Here is a 21,414-nt window from a genome sequence, read left to right as displayed (position 1 = left end):
TGCAAAATTCATAATTAAGGAGTTTTAATGGAAACTGTAGAAGTAGAACCAATGGAAACTAAAAAAAGAGGTTTTTGGCTAACAGCATTTCTAATATTAATGTTTATAGCAAACCCATTTACAACATTGATACTTTTAGTTTGGGTTATTGTGGATCTAAAGGTTAAGAGCGATAATTGCTGGGGCAAGTTTTTTAGGTATAGTAAAAAATGTTTTGCTTTCATGGCTGTTTAAATCAGCTTTGAAATATTAGGATTTATTTATAAGGAAATTTAACATGTCTGCGCACGCTAGAAAAGCGATTCAACAACTACAAAGGCAAAAACAAATTCAAGCTACTATTGGCAAAAATGAATATACTTTTGTACAAATGAATACGGCTGAATTCTTTGACTTTATTATTAATGTAAAGAGATTGAATGGAATGAATCAGCTTCAAATCAGCGAATGGATTGAGAAAACATTAGTTAAAGCAAATATTAATGCGGATACTATTAATAAGTATAAAGAGTCAGCTAAATTATATTCTGCGGCAGTTCCGGTGACATTAGATGTGGTAGTTCTTGGAGCTATTGCTCTAGAAATGAGTCGTAGTGGGAACGTTTTTTCTAAATACCAAATTAAGACTTATAATGGTAAGCCACATGTTATATTTAAAGGTTATGCAGGTCTGAGAAAACACTTAACAGGTACTAAGTATTTGGCACATAATCCTAAAGTTGTTTCATTCGGAATTGGTAAAATAGGTGTTGAAAAAGCCATAAAAGGTGGTTTTGTTGTCACTATAATCATTTCAGCATTTTTTCACAGTATTGAGCAAATAATTAATGATAACGCTACATGGCATGACTTTATTGGTGGTATGGCTGTAGATGTAAGTATTGCTGCTGTATCGTCCGGAATTGCTTGGGGGCTAATTGCAACTTATGTAGGCGGTACTGCCGCAATGGTCGCTGTAGGCCCAATGATAGCAGTAGTTATCATCGGTACTGTGCTAACCCTTTTAACATCTGCGTTTATTGATTCTGATGAAATGACTAAAAAAATCTCAAATAGCTTACGAGTAATGGAAGAGAATATAAAAAATAATGTTACTCAGTTAAAATATGAGTTTGATAGGGCTGAGCGAATGTACGATAATAATCCAGTTGAGTTTGTACACCGCTTATTTGGTATTCCTTACTCAGGAAAACGATACTAAAATGGCAAGTTCGGCTAATCAATTTCAACCCACAAACCCTAAGAAGGGTTGGCTTTCTATAGGCGTTTTGTGTTTAATCATTACTTTTTATGCCTGCAGCTTTAAATTAGAAATTAGCACTTTAAGTCTTATTGCTGAAGATGTGATTTCGCTAAAAATTAAGCCTGTAGTAATTCCTTTGATAGTTATGATGCCTGCTTTTTTTGTTCTCATCTATGGGATTTATCAAAGAATGTACGGTGATATATCAGCGAAATCGATGAGGGGGGATTATTTGTTATTGTAGGGTGTTTCCCTTTATTTCTGACTACGTGGTGGATTTTCAGTTGGCAACTTAGTAATAAGCTCGAAAGTGAAGGCTATTCTATTTGTGGCTGGTATTCAGGAGCTTCGCTAGGGGCTCCGCAAATTTGGCTTTCAGATCCAGGTTACTGTATTGAAGGTGGCTATTTAGTGAGGATTGAATTACTTGAATGGCTGAAGCAGCAGCGGTTAAGTGGAAAAACACCATCCATTGAAGTCTTCGAGAAACAATTAGAATTCATGCTCAGTGAATACCATCAAAAATATGGTGTATAAACTACTTAAAATACATTAACTCAGCTTTTTAATCGCCTTACTAATGCCATCTAAACTTAGTGGGTACATGCGGTTGTTCATTAGCTGCGTAAATCAATGCTATTTAGAGTATTCAGGTTAGTGTTAAGTGATTATTATTTTTTTGCAAGTTTGCAAGTTTGCAAGTTTGCAAGTTAGCAAGTTAGCAAGTGATTTGATAAGTTGGTCGAGTAAAGATATTACTATGCATGTTATAGGGCTGCATACTATTAGGTTTTATTATTTGATATTTAATCTACAAGGAAGAAAACTATGAAATTTGATATGGCAATTACAGACAACTTCGCATCATTTTATGATGAAAAAGAAGGAAGTCATATTTTTATAGATAGTTTTGATAATGAAAATTTTGAAGTGAGAATAGGAAACTTAGAAGATTCGAAGCCTATTGGTAATGTAGTTGCTTTTACTGATGGTGAACTGAATTCGAAGTTATTGGAGTTATATAATAAGCACATTGGAGGTGCATAAAATGATTACTGAAGCTGAAATATCTGCATTAGAAAGTTCGGTCAATGAAATACTCCGTAAACACAATATGTCATTTAAAATGTCAAAACACTTTGTCAAAGACAGGATGAATGACTCTCGTAACACCCCAATGATTATGATTGCTGAACTAAACAGTATATTCAACCGTTTAACCGCGAGACATAAAGAGAATATTTTAAATCTTAAGCACAATAGTACATTTAATATTCGGTGCACAATCTCACATATTAACATGCCGTGCGCTGTAAATAAGATTCAAAGCCATTCTGGTGAGCATCATGAGAACATTGTAATTACAGTAATGAGAAAAGCTGAATGGAAATCAAAGGACTCTGTAGAGTTCTTAATTTAACTATAAATAATAAAATAGAGATTCCAAAAAACTAAAACTTGAGTTTTTGGGGCGTGGCGCAATGAGCAAACGTGATTTATTTTCAGAATTAACTACAGCACTTATGGACGCTAAAGCGCATTCACAAGGAAAGCTAACGTTAGGTACTCATTCAGTAAATGATATTAATGCCCTTGCTATCTCGCCTGATGAAATAGTAAATATCGAGAAACATTTAATATGTCGCGCGGTGTATTTGCAAACATTCTACATACTTCAGCAAGAACGCTTGAAAACTGGGAACAAGGTCGCAGTGCACCGAATGGGCAAGCGATAACATTGTTAAAGCTTGTGCAGCGACATCCTGAGACACTAAATCATATAGCTGAGTTATAGCGCTTAAAGGTTTATTCAATAAAATTAATAGCTTAATTACCTATGACTTATTAATTAAAAAGTAAACCCACAACCCCACTTTTTATTAATTTTACGTAGGTTGGGTAGAGTGAAACGAAACCCAACGAGTCACAAATATACTTATTAACTCAAAAACCAAGTATATGTATTATTTAATCTAGCCTTAAAACTGCGGGCAGTTGTGCGATAGATTCATTGTTTTATTGCTTAATTTGAGTGGTTCTTAGTTTGTTTTGTCAGATAACGTACATACTTTTTATAGGGCTGTTTGGTGTGAGGAGCGGTCATTGAGATTGCTTAAATATCGTCGTTAGTTGATTGGTTAAATTACGCTTTGCGCATATATTCATGAAAATGAGCGACGCGCGCATATTGTTCATTTAACTTTCCCTGAAAATTTTAGAAAACTTTGTGATAGTAATGCCTTAGGTAATTTGTTAAAACTATATAAAGTAGATAAATGAGCGTGGAGTCGGTAGAAACATGCGCGACGAGCGCACTATTAAATTGTTGAACTAAGCCGCTACGCGGAGATCCTATTCTGACCATTTGAGCCACACTTACCTTGGGGTTATCCCATAACTTGGAGGTAAGTCATGAATACACTCATTGAACAAGTCAAAACTGAAATAGCCTATCGTGGTTATTCGCAAAGTACATGTAAAAGCTACTGTGAACATTTACTAAAACTCAGTCATTATTTTAATAAACCGCTCGATTCGATTACTGATGAGGAACTTAACGCCTTTTTTAACGATCCTGCGATTCGTAAACTTTCTAGAGCAAGCCAAAAAATACAGATAAACAGTATTTGGTTCTTGTTTAAGAATATTTTACATCAGCCACTTAACTTAGATATTGTACTGCCAAAAGTAAAACTTCGCGCACCCACGTATTTATCGCGCGATGACATGCGACGGCTTATAGAAAGTTGCACCGATATGCGCTTAAAAACATTGATAGTGGTGTGTTATGGATGTGGTTTGCGTATTGGCGAACTGCTGCGCATCAAAGTGCAAGATATCGATGGACAGCGTAAAACCATTTTAATTGAACAGGGTAAAGGAGATAAGTCACGTTATGTTGTTGTATCAGATAGCGTGCTAAATCAATTACGTCGCTATTGGAAAATGTATCACCCAACAGGCTGGATGTTTTATTCACGATGGTTAATGGATAAACCTATGTCACCTTCAAGCTTCAGAAAGGCATTGAAAAAACATGCACAAATGTGTGGTTTAAAGCACTGTAATCCACATGTATTACGCCATGCTTATGCAACACACCAACTTGAATCAGGTATGCCACTTCATCAACTGCAACATCAGCTTGGTCACAGTGATATTAAAACCACACAAAGTTACTTACATTGGTTACCTGAATTAGGGCATGGCGGCATTGATTTACTTGCGAGCTGGAGTAAACAATGAGCGCTTTACACCTCGCTGATATTTTAAACTCGAATCTTGAGAATTATCGCCAGCATCATACGATGAGCTATCAACAACTGCGTGTCTGTCAGCACCTTCAATCATGCAGAACGGGTCAGCTCGGTTACCAAGCATGGCAATGTGATAACTGTGGTGAGTCACAAAAGATTGGATGTAGCTGTCGAGACCGTCATTGTCCGCGTTGCCAAGGCATGGCTACGGCTAAGTGGGTGCAAAGGCAGCAAGAGGATTTATTACCGTGTCGGTATTTCCACCTTGTTTTTACGCTCCCCCATGAGTTAAATGTCATTGCGCACTACAACCCAAACGCGTTGTATCATTGTTTATTTAAAGCCGCATGGCAAACGCTGAACAAATTCGCGAAACGAAAGAGGCATGGTCAGTTAGGCATGACAAGCGTACTGCATACATGGGGGCAAAACTTAAGTCAGCATATCCACTTGCATTGTTTGATACCCGCAGGTGCACTTGAAAAAACGCACTGGCATGAAATAGAAAAAGGCTATTTATACCCCGTGAAAGCGTTATCAACAGTCTTTAGAGGTAAAATGCTGGCGGCGTTAAATGAATGCGATAGTTCATTTACGAAGATAAACATGCCAACCAAATGGTGTGTTTATAGCAAAGCCTGTTTAACGTACAGTGAAAATTTAGTTAGCTACCTTGCTCGCTATACCCGAAAAGGCGTAATGTCAGAATCACGTTTAGTGAGAGCAAATAAACAAACTGTGAGTTTTAAATACCGAGATTATGCAGATAAGAACCGCGATAAAGTAATGACACTGAGCTGTGATGAATTTTTACGGCGTTACTTACAACATGTATTGCCGAAAGGGTTTATGCGCATTCGTCACTATGGTTTTTTAGCTAATGCATGTCGCAAGCGAAAGTTAGCACTAATAAGGTCACAAGAATCACACATAGGTAAAGTGGAGAAGCTAAAGACAGAAAACGTAACACTGATACCGCATTGGCCTTGCCAGCATTGTAAGGCAGGTACCTTACGATTTATTGGTGTGATGAATTTAGATGAGGCGACAAATAAAATAGCGCGAACGAGTTAGCAGCCTTGCTTGCTGCATCAAATTAATAAGTTAACCTGCTTAATTGCTCAGGCTAATAGCGACTGTGCGAGCGAAAAATATCCTTGCTTAACGGTTAAACATTCGGTTTAATGAATAGATAATAAACGCTGAGCAATGCAGGGAAAGCTTAAATTATAATAGGTAAGCTTATTAAATTAGCTGATTTAGCTAGAGCCTCTAAAAAGCAAATTCCCATAGCATAAACAACACCAACTCTGACACACCGAGCAGGTAGCGCCTCAGTCCAACAAGCGATTATGCAACACAAACAGCGTGTCGCATAAATACTAAAGTGTTATATGTTTTTATCAATTTAGGAGTTATTTTAATGTCTTATTCTGAGGCTAGCTGCCTTTGTGGTGCCGTAAAAATTACGGCAGAAAACATCAATCCCAAGTTTACAGTTTGTCATTGTCAATCATGCCGAACTTGGGGGGAGCTCCTTTCTTTGCGGTGAAATGCGGCACTAAAGTGAAACTAGAGGGTGAAGATAAAGTAAAAATGTACAAGTCATCTTCTTGGGCCTCACGAGGCTTCTGTACTGAGTGTGGAACACATCTATTTTATAAATTCAATGAAACAGGTGAGTACAATATGCCGGTAGGTTTATTTCCATACCTAGAAGGGTTAGAAATGGATATGCAGTATTTTAGTGACATGCGCCCGAGTTATTATTGCTTTGCCAACGAGACTAAGGAAATGACTACAGAAGAGATCATGGCCTACTTTTCGGACAAGGTGTAATCAAACATATAACAAAGCGTTTAAGAGTGATTCCAAACGCTTGCAAGTTTCGCTTCGCTTAAGTATGGCAAGCGTTTGTCACACCTTAACGCGGCGTTGGTGCGTCAAGCGAAGCTTGATGCATCTTGCAGGGTGCAAGTCCCTGTCAGGTAAGGTTTAACCAACCACCTGTATCGAGTGTTGCGCCTTTGGCGGAGTGTGGGATTAGCAAATGCTTTTCAGCAGTGAGGACTGCATCACACGAACAATATTGGTGAAGCGTACACAGAGAATTATGTAGGCCATAGGGGCTATCGTGGCCCTGAAGTGCTGGTATCGCTCCGATAAATATTAGATCTGACTGACGAGGTTTGCAACGCTACCGAAGTCCATGCAAAACAGCCGCATTGGTTAGGCTGTAGAGAGTCAGCGGAGTTTTCAAGCCGTGGCATGTATAAATAGATGTATTGAGAACTTGAGAGATCCAAAGGCGTTCCACACGGATAGTGGTAGAGAAGCTTAACGAAAAGCAAAGCCAACGATGACCCTTTGGAAGTCAGATCAGCCCATAGTAGTCTGCGCAGGGGAAAGCCTTGTACATGGCGAAGGAGCTGACAGTTATTTTCGGTATTAAGCCGGCACATAGTCCGGACAAAGTAGGGCTGGAACCACTATGACAACAACACTTAATACCATCGCATTTAAAGCACATACCCACCCCAAACACAGGTTTCAGAATTTATATGGACTGTTAAATACTGATAGCCTGCATCAAAGTTGGGGTCAACTCAATAAATTAGCTAAACCCGGTATTGATGGCATTACTATGCCTATGTACAAGGCAAAGCTAATCGAAAATATTGACCGTTTAGGTCAGCAACTTAAGCAGAAACGCTACCGAGTTAATGATATTAAACGCATTTTCATCCCTAAATCGAATGGTAAACAACGGCCCTTGGGTCTGCCAACGGTTGATGACAAGCTTGTGCAACAAAGTGTTAGCCAGATCCTGCAAAGTATTTGGGAGCAAGACTTTATGCGCAATAGTTATGGTTATCGACCGAATAAAAGTGCGCATCAAGCGGTGCATAGTTTGACACTTAATCTGCAGTTTCAAGGTTATGGTTATATAGTTGAGGCTGATATTAAAGGCTTCTTCGATAACCTTGATCATGAATGGTTGATGGACATGCTCAAACAACGCATCGATGATAGGGCAATACTTAACTTAATAAATCAGTGGTTAAAAGCACGGATAAAATCCCCTGATGGTGTCTTTACCAAACCATCGAGTGGCAGCCCACAAGGCGGTATTATCAGCCCTGTGCTTGCTAATATTTATCTACATTATGCGCTAGACCTGTGGTTTGAAAAGAAAGTAAAGCCGAAGATGCGCGGCAGAGCGATGATGATACGTTATGCAGATGATTTTGTTTGCGCGTTTCAATATGCGAATGACGCAGAGCGCTTTTATAAGGTATTACCGAAGCGATTAAAGAAGTTCAACTTAGACGTTGCACAAGACAAAACATCGTTAATGCGCTTCAGCCGATTTCACGTTGGTCGAAAACGTCATTTTGTCTTTCTAGGGTTTGAGTTTTACTGGGGCACAGATTCATCGGGTAAACCAAGATTGCGGCGGCGCACTGGCGCGAAGAAGCAAAAGGCAACGCTGGGTGAATATTACCAATGGATCAAAGCGAAACACTCATTTAAGTTGAGAGATTGGCTGCCACAATTAAAACGAAAACTGATAGGGTTTAGAAACTATTTCGGGCTTCCCGACAATAGTCGAAGTTTAGCGTGTTTATATGATTATGCTTTGCATACCTTATATAAATGGTTGAACAGGCGAAGTGGTCGACGAAGTTATAACTGGAGTAATTTCAAGAAGATGTTAGAGTATTTTAATATTGAGAGTATCAAAGTCAGCAAGCGAAATATTCTTGTCGATTGGTATTAGGGTCATGTTTTACACGAGTGAATAGTTAACTGAAGAGCCGGATGCGGTAGTTCCGCTCGTCCGGATCTGTGTGGGGTCGGCCTAGTAATAGGTCGCTCTACCACGATAGGCTGTAGAATTACTCTTTTTAGGAACGTATCCAACTGTTCTTGGTTGGTTGCTTTTCAACCTTTAATCCATCTATTCGCTGTGATCTAATAGATATTATTCACCCATGGTAAACTGCTATGGCACTTTCTTTGGGTGAGAAGTCAAGCCTGACTTATCCTGTCAAAATAAATTCATTCCTATCAATTTCGCTGAGCAAATTTTGCCAGGCACTTTTGAGTATGCCCTTTGTTATATTGTCGAGAAAAAGCTAATTAGGATGACATATATGGACGCTCCCTTGAAGTCAAGACGAGCTAATGTATAAACATCAAAATTGATGCCTTTATTCTATTATCACGTATCTCATATCACAGTAATGATGCGTCACAAGCTTGCTAAAAAGCAAAGGTACTGACATATATTCGAGCTATGGTGTCATGATTATCATGCGCCATGCTCCTAATGAACTTCGTACCAAGGGACCTAAAAATATTCACCCAAGCGAGATTAAATCTCGTGTCTTTATCTGGTTAACCTTGGTTAGCGTGCGCTTTTTATTTCATTATAAGTGAAGTACATACAGGATAAGTGTATGTTACGACTTAAGTGCCCAAACACCCACTCAGGTTTTAAAACCTATGTCATAACCAGGCTGTCTTAAGTCGTAAACTCGGGTGTGATTGGCGTGTAAAATACGCATAATTAAGCATCCTTCTGTGTATTTTGCACAAACTGAGGTGAATAGAGGGCTTGCTTGGTCAGCAATACCCACATCAGCCGCGCCAATCTGTGTGCGGTGGCAACCACCACACAATTAAAGTGTTTTTTCTCGCGCAGCTGGTTTATCCACAAACTTAACGCATCTGTTTTATGGTGGCTTCTGGCGATAAGGGCGCGAGCACCGTGAATAAGTTGTTTTCGTAAGTAACTGTTGCCGCGTTTAGTAATACCAGACATTTTACTTTTATCGCCTGACGCGTATTGTTTAGGTGTTAATCCTAGCCACACCCCGAGTTCTTTTGCATTCTTAAATGCCTGACCGTTCCCGATTGATGCCGCATAGGCTGAGGCATTGAGTACACCCACGCCAGGAATGGAGTGAAGTATTTTAGCGTTTGTATCCCGTTCAACGTGTGCAGTAAGCATCGCTTCAATGGCTTTAATGCGTTTAACAAGGGTTTTGTACTCAGTGTAAATATCACTCACCATTGTGCGCAGTATTGGGCGAAGCTCAGAATCACTTTCTAACGCAATGAGGCCTTGCTCAAATACCTTCATACCGACAGGAAATACATACCCAAAATCGACCAATAAACCGCGTAACTGGTTGGTTGCAGCAATCCTGTTTTGCAGAAGCCGCTCGCGTATTTTATGAAGCGTGAGTATTTCTTGCTGAGCTTCGGTTTTAATAGGAACGAATTTAATATTAGGGCGTAAGCTTGCTTCGTAGATAGCAAGGGCATCGTTACTATCGTTTTTATTACCGCGAACAAAAGGAGTAACGTGTTGTGCAGGAATAAGGTCAACGGTATGACCGTAAGACGTAAATACTCTTCCCCAATAGTGAGAAGAATAACAGGCTTCCATCACGACGCGGCACGGTGGTGTATTTGCAATGAAGGCGTTGAGTTTAGGTCTGTTTAAGCGTTTATTGCACTCCCTTTTATGGTTAGAATTAAAGCCAGCGACTTGGAATACATTTTTTGCCAAATCAATTGATAATGTGCTAATTTTCATGGTGGACGTTCCCTTTAACTGAATGTGAGTTATAACCAGTTTGGCGCATTGACGCCGTTTTGGGGAGCGTCCATCTCATCACCCATCCTAATTATTACGGAAAAAGCCAACAAAAACAGCATGAAGAGTGCATTATTATAAATAATGAATCACGCAAAAAGCTGAGCTATGTAGACAAAATGAAAGTAAAAATAGATAGCCCGGTAATCCCCCCGAAAAATAATAGATGCCAAACGTAGAATTTTCTCTTATTGTAAACACAGGAGAAAATTATGAAAAAAGCACATTTTACAGACAGTCAGATCCTTGCCATTTTAAAACAATGCTAAAAGCATTAGATAGGCACGGTGTTAACAGCCATACTTTATTTCCTGACTTGGAAGGGCTTTGTAAATATCTAAACTGGAAGCACGAAAATTCATAACAAGAGACTATGGCGTTAATAGTTAATTTATAACTTTTGGCGCTTCCCATAAAACACCGTCTCTTAGTACAGTTAAAGTGGCTGTCCAGCTAATTTCTTTCTTACAACACCTAAAGCTAGTAAGTAGTGCCAAAGGGGTTGTCGCATTATTGATATTTTGCAGTACGGAAAAACACATATAATTGATAGCGCTAATAAATAAAAGGTCATTGTTTTTATTGCTCTGTTTTATTTAGCCATTAATCTAACAGATTCGACCTCTCAATATTTTTTTTCTGGTAGTATGGACAGGTTATAAGCAGTTTAAGCAGTGAACACACTATGTTAAGTCCTTTTTTCAGCAGCACGCTGATTATGTTTCTATCTCTCGTGAGCAAGGTTGTCGCTTCGCTAAATGCGTTGCTGATGATTACAATCCACTTCATGACAAAGATGCCAAAAAGTTTTGCGCGCCAGGAGACTTACTTTTTTCATTGGTACTAGATCGCTACGGTATTAGTGAACAAATGGAATTTACTTTTGCTGGTATGGTTGATGAAAACACGAAACTTAACTTCCCTGAGGGGGCTGATGAGTTTGATGTAACCAATGGCGAAAAAGTTATTTTAAAGGTAAAGCGCAGCGGTAAAACCAGCCAATGCCCAGCACTAACTAATAGTCTAATAAAAAATTATGTTGAGTTTTCTGGTACTACCTTTCCGCATGTAATTATCCCATTAATGGGCAAGCAAGAGGTAATGATAAACCCTGCTCGTCCGATGGTAATTTACGAATCAATGCTTATCAATCTTGATAATCTTGATATAACAGCACCAGAACTTGAGTTTGCAGAGCCTAGTTTTGAGTATGCCGGTAAGCGCGGAAAAATTACACTACGTTTTAACCTGCTAGAAAACGGCGTTAAAGTGGGCAGTGGTGAAAAAGCACATGGTGGTTTCGGGTATTCGCGAATACTGCCAAGCAACAGTTGACGATTTAATAGCGTTTTACAACGAACGTAAAGCAACACTAAAGCCAGCTTAAAGCTACAGCAAATTATAAAAGGCGCTAAATACAGCTGTTATTTAGCGCCTTTTTTATTGGGTTTTTTTATTGTTTTAGCGCTAAAGCGAAAGTGAGCAATCACGATTAAATACTTTTCTGGACTGGTTAATTTACGCAGTACAGTAATATGCGTACAATAGCGCTCTTTGTTATTTTAAAGCTAAGCCTATGTCTGCCACTACATTCTCATCACTTAATCTCGACCCGTTATTATTAACAGCGATTGAGCAAAATAATTACACTCAACCAACCGCAATTCAGATTAAAACTATTCCGCCTATTTTAGCCGGAAGTGATGTAATGGGCAGCGCGCAAACAGGTACGGGTAAAACCGCCGCCTTTGTTTTACCTCTATTACATAAGCTTTTAAATACCCCTAAAAAAGATGAGCAAGGCCTTGCCCGCGTTGTAATTTTAACGCCAACACGAGAGCTTGCTCAGCAAGTATTTGCCAGCTTTGAAAAGTACGCACAAGGCACTAATATCAATGGTGCTTTAGCCTATGGTGGTGCAAGTATTGGCCCTCAAATTAAAGCACTTAAAACAGCACAAGTTATAGTGGCCACACCAGGGCGTTTGCTTGATCATATAGTTAAAGGCAGTGTGGTACTTTCAAGCGTAGACTCTTTAGTGTTTGACGAAGCCGACCGCATGCTTGATATGGGCTTTATTGATGAAATTAGACGTATATTGCGACATATACCAGGCGATCGCCAAACTTTACTCTTTTCAGCTACGTTTGATGACAGCGTGTTTGAACTCAGTAAAAAACTACTTAAAAATCCAGAACTAATTGAAGTTGATAAGCGCAACTCAGCCGCAGTTGAAGTAGAGCAAGTTATTTACGCTGTAGATGAGGATCGTAAGCGTGAACTTGTATCGCACATGATTGGCATGAAAAACTGGCGCCAAGTGCTTATTTTTACTCGCACAAAACAAATGGCTGATCAGCTTGCTAAAGAAATGTGTAAAGACGGTTTAAAAACCGAATCAATCCATGGCGACAAATCGCAAGGCGCACGCGACCGTGCATTGCAAAACTTTAAAGAAGGTATTACACGCGTACTTGTTGCAACCGATGTAGCCGCGCGTGGTTTAGATATTTCCACACTTAGATACGTAATTAACTTTGAACTACCGTATATTGCCGAGGACTACGTACACCGTATTGGCCGTACAGGTCGTGCTGGTGAGCAAGGGCTTGCCATGTCGCTGGTAAGTCTTGATGAGCAATGGCTGCTAGAAGAAATTGAAGTATTACTCGATACGCGTTTAACGCCGCAGTGGTTAGAAGGTTACGAGCCAGATCCTAATAAAAAGCCAAAAGATAATCGTAAAAACACCAACAAGTCGCGAAAAGATCGCGATAAAAAACGCATCACAGGAAAAAGAGAGCCAAGTAGGCGTCGTAAATAATAGCTTTTCCTTTGCTTTTTTGCCTATACTGAAGCTAATAAGTAGCTGAGGTAAAGCAATGTTTGAAATTGATAAGTGGGCATTTTCTGGTATTGATGGCCAAATATCTTTGCATAAATGGCAAAAAACAATTGATCTTATCACGGGGCTATTTTCGGCCCTGTCAGGTTATATAGTTCAGGCAACAAGCAAAGGCTATCGCGTTGTTATTAGAAATAACGAAGGTGGCTCTAACTTTGAGACCAATCCTATCCTTCCTCCCCAAACACCTCTTTTTTGTAAGTACGTAGCAGAGAATAACAATACCTTATACGTTAATAATGCAAGTAATAATGATGCATGGAACACTCTACCGGAGGTTGTTGAAGATGGTGTTGAATCCTACTTAGGTTTACCAATCCATTGGCCAGAAGGCGAAGTATTTGGCACGCTATGCTTAAAAGACACTAAAAAAACAACTTATACCAATGAATATTTTGAGCTTATAGAACAACTACGCGATTTAATTGAAGACGACTTAGCGCTTATTTATAGTTATGAACAAATGCGCGAAATAGCCATGCTCGATGCGCTAACTAATATCTATAACCGCCGAGCACTTAGTTTACTCGCTCAGCAAAAGCTTAATTTAGCGCTACGCTTAGGTTTTGATGTATGTTGTTTATTTATTGATATAAACGACTTTAAAAAATTAAATGACACCTTTGGTCATGAAGTGGGTGACAAAGCCTTAATTATATTGGCAGATACGCTAAAAACCCATTTAAGAGATGCTGATATAGTCGGGCGTATCGGAGGTGATGAGTTTGTTGTGGTAATGCAAGTAAGCGATAAAAGTAAGATTGGCTACATTATGGATAAAATTTCGACTGAGTATTCAAAAGCCTTACTCAAAGAAGACGTTTGCGATTTATCGCTCAGTATTGGTTATAGCTTTACTGACAAACAAAGGCAGTCATTTGAAAAACTATTAAATGATGCAGATAGGGCAATGTATAAAAATAAACAAGCGTATAAGTTGGCTAAAAAGTGAATTGTAAAGATGGTGCGAATTATTTTCTTCCTACAGGGCAACTTCCTTATCAAAGTTGAATTAAACAGAATTGATTGGAACTTTGATATTTTTTATTTAAATTACTCCAAAAAATAACTTTCTCTCAATGAAATCCAAATAAAAGACCTAAGTGTTTGAAATTAAGCTAAGTTAAGTTATTTTGTATCGATAGGGTTTAAACAATCCATTTTACAGGTTTGTTATATTTATTAGGGCTAATTATGCAAAATACAGTGCTGTTTGGAAATGGGATTAATAGACTTTCGGATGATGCCGTTAGTTGGAATGATTTATTAGATAAAACAGGGCAAGATCATACTTAACTTGATTATTACTTCGAATCTGTGATCAAATCGCCTTTTTCTCAAAGGCGATTAACATGTCATTCATCAACCATTTCAACGACATTCAAGATACTCGTTCACACATCAACAAAAAACATGAATTGCTGGATGTTATATTCCTTACAGTCACTGCGATTATTTCAGGTGCTGAAGGGTGGAAGGATATTAAGCAATTCGGTGACAGTAAACTGACTTGGTTACGTAAGTTTCGTTCATTTGAAAATGGTATTCCTGTCGATGATACGATTGCTCGTATCATTAGCTCACTGGCCCCTGAAGCTTTATTAGCTTGTTTTGTTTCTTGGGTTAATGAGCTTAGAGATGCGAATAATCAAAGCGTCATTGCCTTTGACGGTAAAACACTTCGCCATTCTTATGATGGTGATAAAAAAACAGCTATTCACAGTGTTTCAGCTTATGCAGTTGAACAGGGCCTAGTACTAGCACAATGCAAATCAAAAAGTAAGAAGAATGAAGTATCAACAGTGATGGCACTTATTGAATTACTTGAGCTTAAAGGCAATATCATCACAGCAGACGCGATGCATTGTTTAAAGAAAGTGACGAAAGCCGTCAGCAAGAAAGACGGAGACTATTTGCTGCAAGTGAAGAATAACCAAGGAAAATTGAACAAAGAAATTCAAGCCTACTATCACAAAGTCAGACGAGAGCAGCCATCACTCATCCAGCAAAATAGCCATGAAACAGTAAATGATGGGCATGGTCGAATAGAGCAGCGCACTTACACTCAACTGTTGGTGACAGATTGGCTTGAGCAGCGCCACGGTTGGGTCAATTTCAACTCCATAGTCGAGGTAGTACGACAGCGTTATGTTGGTGATAGTCATACAATGGAAACGAGTTATTACATCAGCTCGCTAGGGATAAACCCAGAGCAAGTAGCCAAGTCTATTCGCCAGCATTGGGGAATAGAAAACTCAGCACACTGGGTATTAGATATGACATTTAAAGAAGACGATTCACGTATTCGTCGAGGTGATGCCCCCGAGAATATGGCGACCTTTAGACGATTTGCGATGAACTTAGCGAAATTAAGCGCGATAAAAGACAGTATGAAAGGTAAGTTGAAACAGGCTGCTTGGTCAGATGAGGTAAGAGAGCAGCTTATTTTAGGATAAATAACGCTCAAGTATGATTTTGCCCTGTTAGATAAAATTAAGGGGGTTAATAAGTTTGAAAATGGAAATCTTCCAAATACGATGGTTTATGAGAGAGTTTTCATGGAAAGGCATATTCCAGAACATAGTCAGAAAGCTGATGAAGTTGATATTAAAAATACTATTGCGGATGCAATGAAGTCACAAGGTTCTCAGGGCGGGATCACACTTTGTAAATAAACAAATTTTATGATCTAATACCATAAATTTCATCACCTTAAACTTATTATGTCACTCTTCTCACATTTAGAACTCGTCAAAGATAATCGTTCACATATAAATCAGCACCATAACTTAGTTGATGTGCTTTTTCTTATTATTACTGCCGTTAGATCAGGGTGTGAAAACTGGCAAGATATTGAAGTCTATGGCGAAAGTAAGCTTTATTGGTTAAGAGGATTTCGTTCTTTCAAAAATGGCATACCCACTCGACATAGTATTGCTCGGATTTTTAGAACCGTTGATACTGACTCATTACTACTCGCGATGTATAGCTGGGTCAATCAAAACCGCGTTAAATCAGCGCATCCTGTCATTGCCTTCGATGGCAAAACTATTCGCGGAGCAAGTAAACACATTGCTGATAAATTACATCTCGTCTCAGCATTTGATTGTGAGGCAGGTCTCACATTATTCCACCAAACAGTTGGCAGTAAGACGAATGAAATACCGGCAGTTCGGGATTTATTGAAAATACTCGATATCAATAACACCGTCATTACACTTGATGCTTTGCACTGCCAAAAAGAAACGCTAAAACAGCTAATTAGCAGACATGCAGATTATCTAGTGCAAGCAAAGGGTAATCAAAAGAAACTTTATAGCGCGATTCAAGATGCATTTACACACCAGTATGAATCTGAAAACTCAGAGATACTTAGTCATGTAACACAAGATGAAGGGCATGGGCGAAAAGAAGTACGCACGATAGATTGTCTTGATGCGCGTTTATTACCGAGTGAAATTAAAGAGAGCTGGCCATCAGTTAGGACAATCGTTGCGGTGCAGCGAGAGCGAACGAAGGGTAATAGAACGAGTATTGACACACATTACTACCTAACATCGTTGACAGACAATATATTGATAAGTAAAGCAATAAGACAACATTGGCTGATAGAAAATCAGCAACACTGGATACTGGATGTCGTATTTAAAGAAGATGCCTGTCAAATACATGAGCCATTAAGTGCGCAACATATGGCACTATTTAGACGCGTCGTTAGGAACATGATAAAGCAGCATACGAAAAGTAAGGGGTCAATAAGAAGTAAGTGTGTAAGAGCTTGTTATGATGATGCTTTTAGAGAAGAACTTCTTTTTGGTTAACATTTTTAACAAAGTATGCTCGCGCCCTGCAAGGTTCTAATGAGGTTTTTGAAAAACTAGTATCGCTAGATCTTAATAATTACTTAACGACCAATTACGATTATGCTTTTGAAAAGGCTTTAAAAATTAATGCTCAAAAATTAAGTACCGAAGATATTTATAGCCTAAGGCGAAAGAGAGAATATAATTTAAATAAAAATGTTAAATACTTATGGAGTATTCACGGAGAAATAGAACATCCTAAATCAATTATGCTTGGATTAGACCATTACTGTAGCTCAGTTAGTAAATGCATATTCTCTCCTGCTTTGATCACCCAATTGCATTAACTTTGATCGCTTATTCTCATTAAGCTTTGATCACTAAAATCACTTGTAAATGATCACTTTTATGCTCTTAATGATTTTGCCGTTCAAAGCTTAATACCACTCGTAACCGAGTTCACGTTTTATCATTTTTGTAGGTGTGTTAAACCGTTATCTGAATCGTTTGATGAGGATAACAACAATGACAACAAGACCTATATCTATGAGTAAATTACATTCCATTTTACGGCTGAAGTACTCAGCACAATTATCCCATCGAGAGATTGCCAGAAGTTTAAATATTTCACCTGGTACTGTGGCTAATTACCTTAAAAAGGCCAATGAGTTAGGCTTAAATCAATGGCCAATACCTGAGGATAAACAGCAAAATACATTTTTCAACACCAAACTCAAGCGCTTCTCAACGCGTAAAAAAAGACACCCAACGCCTGACTGGTTAAATATCAATAAAGACTTAAAACAACATAAACACCTAACATTACAGCTCGTGTTTGATGAGTTACTTGAAAAAATGGGTGAGTCTTATTACAGCTACAGTCACTTCTGCCGAGCTTATAAACAATGGTTAGGTACGCAACGACTCTCAATGCGTCAGCAGCATAAAGGGGTGAAAAGCTGTTTGTGGATTATTGTGGCCCCACAATTACCATTACTTGTCCGACGACACAGGAAAAACGCACTGCTCAGATATTCGTTGCTGTGCTAGGTGCATCAAATTATACCTATGCTGAAGCAACGTATAGTCAGCAACTTGAAGATTGGGTAATGAGTCATGCGCGTTGCTTTGAATTTTTAGGCGGCGTTCCTGACGTTGTTATTCCCGACAATCTCAGAAGTGCTGTCAGTAAAACCTGTCGCTACGAGCCTGATTTAAATCCGACGTACTACCAGTTAGCCGAGTACTTTAACGTTGCTGTCATTCCGGCTAGACCTTATAAACCCAAAGATAAATCGAAGGCTGAAGTGGGCGTACAAATTGTTGAGCGTTGGATCATGGCACGCTTACGTAACCAAACCTTCCACAGCTTAGCGCAACTCAATCATGAAATAGCAAAGCTACTGGATATGATGAACAATAAGGTGATGAAGCAATATCAACAATCACGTAAACAGCTATTTGATATGGTGGATAAAAACGCATTAAAGCCATTGCCTGAAAAGCCCTATCAATATACACAAATCAAAACAGTGCGTGTGCATATTGATTACCATGTTGAAATAGAAAAACATTACTACAGCGTGCCTTATCTGTGGGTTAAAAAACAATTACGCGCACACATATCCAATCAACTCGTGCAGCTTTATTATGACGGTACTTTAATAGCACAGCATCCACGCTCAAACCGTTTAGGCGGACATACGACACAGACACATCATATGCCAAAGGCGCATCAAAAACAGCATGAGCAGTCACCGATAAATTTACGCTCATGGGCATTGAGTATCGGTGATTATACTCATCAAGTCGTTGAATTATTGCTTAATAGCAAACGTCATCCAGAGCAAGCTTATCGCACTTGTTTAGGGGTGTTAAGTTTAGCTAAAACGTATTCAAAGGAACGCCTCGAGCGAGCATGCTACCGAGCAATTTGCATGAATACGACCACACTCAGATCTATTAAGCAAATGCTGCAAAAAGGGTTAGACCAACAACCATTACCCACACTCCAAACAGAGCCAGAAAAGCCAATTACACATAGCAACATACGTGGCACAGATTACTACCATTAAGGAATGCAAACATGATAGAAACAATTAATCAGCAACTTCAACTGCTCAAGTTATCGGGTATAAAGCAAGCACTCAAGCAGCAGCTTGAACAGCCAAACCTATATCAAGAACAAAGCTTTATAGAGCGCGTCAGTTTATTGCTAACGCATGAAATTGATACGCGTGACCAAAGAAAAATAGAGCGACTAGTGCGACAAGCAAAATTCCGCGTACCGGGTCAGTTAAATCAACTCATTTACTCGCCGAAGCGCAATCTAGATAAAGCACAAATACGTAGCCTCAGCCAAAGCACCTGGCTGAGTTTACATCAGAATATATTAATTACAGGCGCCACAGGCTGTGGCAAAACCTACCTCGCGTGTGCCTTGGGTCACGAGCACTGTTTACAAGGGAAAAGTGTCTTCTATATTCGATTAAAAGAATTACTTGAAAGTCTATTTCTAGCACAGGCCGATGGCAGTTATCGAAAATTATTGGGTAAACTCATTAAATACGACTTACTTATTTTAGACGATTGGGGGCTAGAGCCACTCAGTGCTCAGCAACGAAGTGACTTACTTGAATTAATCGATGCTAGATATGGTTATAAATCACACATCATCATTAGTCAGTTACCACAGGAAAATTGGCACCAAATGATCGGTGAATCAACGCATGCTGATGCTATTTTAGATAGGCTGATTCATGGTGCAATTAAGTTGAATTTAAAAGGAGAATCGATACGAAAACAGTTAAATGAATTGACTGATGATGATCAGTTAAGTTAATTTAAAAATGGCTCTACAAAATGATAAATCAAGCGATCAAAGCTGATGAGAATCGGTGATCAAAGTAATGAGAATACGCAAGTAAAATTGAATCCTATGTTAAAGGTACTTATAAACATATAGTTGATGGTAAAAATCAAAGCGTAGAGCCAATGTCGACTAAATTAAAAAAAGTAGTTATTGTTTTACGTCATGGATTGATCTTTTCTTTTCTTCAAATATTCATATTATTGGGCTCTCCCTTGATTACAGCGAAACTGATATTTGGTGGTTACTTAATAAGCGAGCTCGTTTTGCCGCTGATAATTTAGTGGATAACAAAATATATTTTTATACGAATCAGATTGAGCGGGAAAAATCAGAATTACTCAAATCATTCAATGTTGAAGTGGTAAACATAAAAGTTATAAATGACGACTATAAAAGTATGTATATGTCTGCAATAAGTAAAATTAAGCTAATGTCTGAAACTGTGTAAAATAAGTAACGAAAAAGCAAGCCATGAGGCTTGCCAAGAAGGGTGTTAATTAGCTCTTACCTAGCCTTTAAGCTATTAGCTTTTCCGCAAGGTTTAATTCCATAATGGCTTTTAATAAACGGTATAAGTTAATTGACGCGTCAATTTCTTCTTTACGGTTTGTTAAGCTTTCAATATTTAAGCCCAGCGGTACATCTAAATGCGCACAGCTTTTAAGTATTAAGTCGAGGTTTTCGCGGCAAATACGGACTGATTCACTTAATGTATTGTCTGCATCAAGCATGCGCCATTTAGTTGCCTCTGGCACTGAGATACCCAACCATTGCATAAACTCTAAGGTTTTTTCGCCGCCGCACGGGTAAACGTTAATATAATACGTTGAGGTGTAATACCCTGTGCTTTACAAGTACGTGCGTAGCTAGTGATTAGCTCTATAGTAGCTTGTGCATCGTAAACAGCTTGCGATATAAAAAACTGACAACCTTGTGCTGTTTTTTCTATTAATCGTTCGTGCTCATTTCGTTTACTTGAATGGCGCTCGGCAATCGTAACGCCACCTAAAAAGAAATCATCTGATTGCTCAGCCATCGCTTTATACGCATCTGGCAGGCTTAGCTTTATATCGCCTATCGATGATGGGCTACCTACTAAAACAACATTTTGTAAATCGTAGTCGTTTTTAGTTTCACTTAGCCAATCTTTAAATTCGCCTACGCCACGCTGCGCCACACTTTTATAAGTAATCACATCTTGTGCAGATAAATTACGAAGTAAATGGCTGTATTCACGCGGATCAACGGTTTGTTTAAACGCAAATGGGCGGTCTTGGTTAGTTCGGCTGCTTTCGTCTTGAATGTCGTAAATTATCACGCCGTCGTATTCAATTTCGTGTAAGCGACCTAATAGCTTTTCTGCAATGGTTTTTAATTGCGCTTTATCGGTGCCAATTTTAGGCGGGGTAGTACCAATAAGATAAACACCTTGATTGGTGTCCACTATCTTCTCTTTTAGTGATAAAGCCATAATCCTCATTCCAGCTAAGTTTGTTTTGATGGATTTAATATAGCAGCCATTTAGACGTCTAGATAGATTTATTTAATGAAAGTTTTTCAACTAACATGATGTTTATTCATAGGGCTTGTTCCCATAATTTATAATTGACACAGTTGTTTACATAATAAATCCCCTTGGGGGTCTTATATTTATTGGCTTTGGGGC

General features: G+C 38.7%; 15 protein-coding genes and 6 pseudogenes. 19 read left to right on the top strand and 2 right to left on the bottom strand.

The features are described from left to right. Nucleotides 1-27: 27 nt before the first annotated feature. The 11 genes and pseudogenes from P4S71_RS22915 to P4S71_RS23250 all read left to right on the top strand — a co-directional run. Nucleotides 28-234: a hypothetical protein gene (locus P4S71_RS22915; RefSeq protein ID WP_337151593.1), complete on the top strand. Its 207-nt coding sequence runs from the start codon at nt 28-30 to the stop codon at nt 232-234. A gap of 43 nt (nt 235-277) precedes the next feature. Further along, nucleotides 278-1,201 carry a hypothetical protein gene (locus P4S71_RS22910; protein ID WP_337120714.1) on the top strand — a complete coding sequence of 308 codons (924 nt, stop codon included), beginning with the start codon at nt 278-280 and terminating at the stop codon, nt 1,199-1,201. Nucleotide 1,202: 1 nt separating this feature from the next. Beyond that, entirely contained in the window at nt 1,203-1,487 is a 285-nt protein-coding gene (locus tag P4S71_RS22905; protein ID WP_337151592.1) for a hypothetical protein, read from the top strand. Between the two features lie 584 nt (nt 1,488-2,071). Further along, a complete protein-coding gene (locus tag P4S71_RS22900) occupies nt 2,072-2,290 on the top strand; it encodes a hypothetical protein (RefSeq protein ID WP_337120712.1) in 219 nt (72 codons plus the stop codon). Nucleotide 2,291: 1 nt separating this feature from the next. Then, nucleotides 2,292-2,663 carry a hypothetical protein gene (locus P4S71_RS22895; RefSeq protein WP_138612530.1) on the top strand — a complete coding sequence of 124 codons (372 nt, stop codon included), beginning with the start codon at nt 2,292-2,294 and terminating at the stop codon, nt 2,661-2,663. Between the two features lie 61 nt (nt 2,664-2,724). After that, nucleotides 2,725-3,038, top strand: a pseudogene (locus tag P4S71_RS22890) (helix-turn-helix domain-containing protein). Nucleotides 3,039-3,655: 617 nt separating this feature from the next. Further along, nucleotides 3,656-4,489, top strand: a complete 834-nt coding sequence (locus P4S71_RS22885; RefSeq protein ID WP_337151591.1) for a tyrosine-type recombinase/integrase — start codon at nt 3,656-3,658, stop codon at nt 4,487-4,489. Continuing rightward, on the top strand, nt 4,486-5,574 hold the full coding sequence (locus P4S71_RS22880) for an IS91 family transposase (protein ID WP_337149846.1): 1,089 nt from the start codon (nt 4,486-4,488) through the stop codon (nt 5,572-5,574). Before P4S71_RS22885 ends, P4S71_RS22880 begins: the two co-directional genes overlap by 4 nt. Nucleotides 5,575-5,923: 349 nt before the next feature. After that, nucleotides 5,924-6,339 (top strand): annotated as a pseudogene (locus P4S71_RS22875) (GFA family protein). Between the two features lie 652 nt (nt 6,340-6,991). Then, the gene (gene ltrA / locus P4S71_RS22870; protein WP_337120709.1) at nt 6,992-8,281 is read left to right on the top strand and encodes a group II intron reverse transcriptase/maturase; all 1,290 of its coding nucleotides are present in this window, start codon (nt 6,992-6,994) and stop codon (nt 8,279-8,281) included. A 283-nt stretch (nt 8,282-8,564) separates the two neighbouring features. Next, nucleotides 8,565-8,642: pseudogene (locus P4S71_RS23250) on the top strand (transposase); the annotation flags it as partial. A gap of 431 nt (nt 8,643-9,073) precedes the next feature. Here the strand turns inward: P4S71_RS23250 and P4S71_RS22865 are convergent. Further along, a complete protein-coding gene (locus P4S71_RS22865; protein ID WP_337151590.1) occupies nt 9,074-10,108 on the bottom strand; it encodes an IS110 family transposase in 1,035 nt (344 codons plus the stop codon). Nucleotides 10,109-10,894: 786 nt separating this feature from the next. Here P4S71_RS22865 and P4S71_RS22860 point away from each other — a divergent pair. From P4S71_RS22860 to istB, 8 genes and pseudogenes are all read left to right on the top strand, one after another. Then, nucleotides 10,895-11,555, top strand: a pseudogene (locus P4S71_RS22860) (DUF3581 family protein). A gap of 189 nt (nt 11,556-11,744) precedes the next feature. Beyond that, the gene (locus P4S71_RS22855) at nt 11,745-12,992 is read left to right on the top strand and encodes a DEAD/DEAH box helicase (protein ID WP_024593280.1); all 1,248 of its coding nucleotides are present in this window, start codon (nt 11,745-11,747) and stop codon (nt 12,990-12,992) included. A 58-nt stretch (nt 12,993-13,050) separates the two neighbouring features. After that, nucleotides 13,051-14,025 (top strand): sensor domain-containing diguanylate cyclase, encoded by a 975-nt coding sequence (locus P4S71_RS22850; RefSeq protein WP_337151589.1) that lies wholly within the window; start codon nt 13,051-13,053, stop codon nt 14,023-14,025. Between the two features lie 400 nt (nt 14,026-14,425). Next, on the top strand, nt 14,426-15,529 hold the full coding sequence (locus tag P4S71_RS22845) for an ISAs1 family transposase (RefSeq protein ID WP_096793603.1): 1,104 nt from the start codon (nt 14,426-14,428) through the stop codon (nt 15,527-15,529). Between the two features lie 267 nt (nt 15,530-15,796). Beyond that, nucleotides 15,797-16,894: an ISAs1-like element ISPsesp1 family transposase gene (locus tag P4S71_RS22840; protein ID WP_337151588.1), complete on the top strand. Its 1,098-nt coding sequence runs from the start codon at nt 15,797-15,799 to the stop codon at nt 16,892-16,894. Between the two features lie 26 nt (nt 16,895-16,920). Next, nucleotides 16,921-17,223: an SIR2 family protein gene (locus tag P4S71_RS23245; RefSeq protein WP_442961728.1), complete on the top strand. Its 303-nt coding sequence runs from the start codon at nt 16,921-16,923 to the stop codon at nt 17,221-17,223. A 178-nt stretch (nt 17,224-17,401) separates the two neighbouring features. Beyond that, nucleotides 17,402-18,951, top strand: a pseudogene (istA, locus tag P4S71_RS22835) (IS21 family transposase). 11 nt (nt 18,952-18,962) lie between these two features. After that, nucleotides 18,963-19,718, top strand: a complete 756-nt coding sequence (gene istB, locus P4S71_RS22830; protein WP_076923272.1) for an IS21-like element helper ATPase IstB — start codon at nt 18,963-18,965, stop codon at nt 19,716-19,718. A 545-nt stretch (nt 19,719-20,263) separates the two neighbouring features. On the opposite strand, the pseudogene P4S71_RS22825 reads toward istB, so the two are convergent. After that, nucleotides 20,264-21,219: pseudogene (locus P4S71_RS22825) on the bottom strand (methylenetetrahydrofolate reductase). Between the last annotated feature and the right edge of the window lie 195 nt (nt 21,220-21,414).

It is taken from the genome of Pseudoalteromonas sp. B62, assembly GCF_037162565.1.
Classification (GTDB): domain Bacteria; phylum Pseudomonadota; class Gammaproteobacteria; order Enterobacterales; family Alteromonadaceae; genus Pseudoalteromonas; species Pseudoalteromonas fuliginea.
This window is presented reverse-complemented; position numbering and strand designations above follow the sequence as displayed.

Excerpts from the sequence above, each read along its gene's own strand:
- P4S71_RS22845 (WP_096793603.1), top strand. The coding sequence starts at position 14,426 with ATGTCATTCATCAACCATTTCAACGACATTCAAGATACTCGTTCACAC.
- P4S71_RS22855 (WP_024593280.1), top strand. The coding sequence starts at position 11,745 with ATGTCTGCCACTACATTCTCATCACTTAATCTCGACCCGTTATTATTA.
- P4S71_RS22880 (WP_337149846.1), top strand. The coding sequence starts at position 4,486 with ATGAGCGCTTTACACCTCGCTGATATTTTAAACTCGAATCTTGAGAAT.
- P4S71_RS22885 (WP_337151591.1), top strand. The coding sequence starts at position 3,656 with ATGAATACACTCATTGAACAAGTCAAAACTGAAATAGCCTATCGTGGT.
- istB (WP_076923272.1), top strand. The coding sequence starts at position 18,963 with ATGATAGAAACAATTAATCAGCAACTTCAACTGCTCAAGTTATCGGGT.
- P4S71_RS22865 (WP_337151590.1), bottom strand. The coding sequence starts at position 10,108 with ATGAAAATTAGCACATTATCAATTGATTTGGCAAAAAATGTATTCCAA.
- ltrA (WP_337120709.1), top strand. The coding sequence starts at position 6,992 with ATGACAACAACACTTAATACCATCGCATTTAAAGCACATACCCACCCC.
- P4S71_RS22900 (WP_337120712.1), top strand. The coding sequence starts at position 2,072 with ATGAAATTTGATATGGCAATTACAGACAACTTCGCATCATTTTATGAT.
- P4S71_RS22895 (WP_138612530.1), top strand. The coding sequence starts at position 2,292 with ATGATTACTGAAGCTGAAATATCTGCATTAGAAAGTTCGGTCAATGAA.
- P4S71_RS22915 (WP_337151593.1), top strand. The coding sequence starts at position 28 with ATGGAAACTGTAGAAGTAGAACCAATGGAAACTAAAAAAAGAGGTTTT.
- P4S71_RS22910 (WP_337120714.1), top strand. The coding sequence starts at position 278 with ATGTCTGCGCACGCTAGAAAAGCGATTCAACAACTACAAAGGCAAAAA.
- P4S71_RS22850 (WP_337151589.1), top strand. The coding sequence starts at position 13,051 with ATGTTTGAAATTGATAAGTGGGCATTTTCTGGTATTGATGGCCAAATA.
- P4S71_RS22905 (WP_337151592.1), top strand. The coding sequence starts at position 1,203 with ATGGCAAGTTCGGCTAATCAATTTCAACCCACAAACCCTAAGAAGGGT.
- P4S71_RS22840 (WP_337151588.1), top strand. The coding sequence starts at position 15,797 with ATGTCACTCTTCTCACATTTAGAACTCGTCAAAGATAATCGTTCACAT.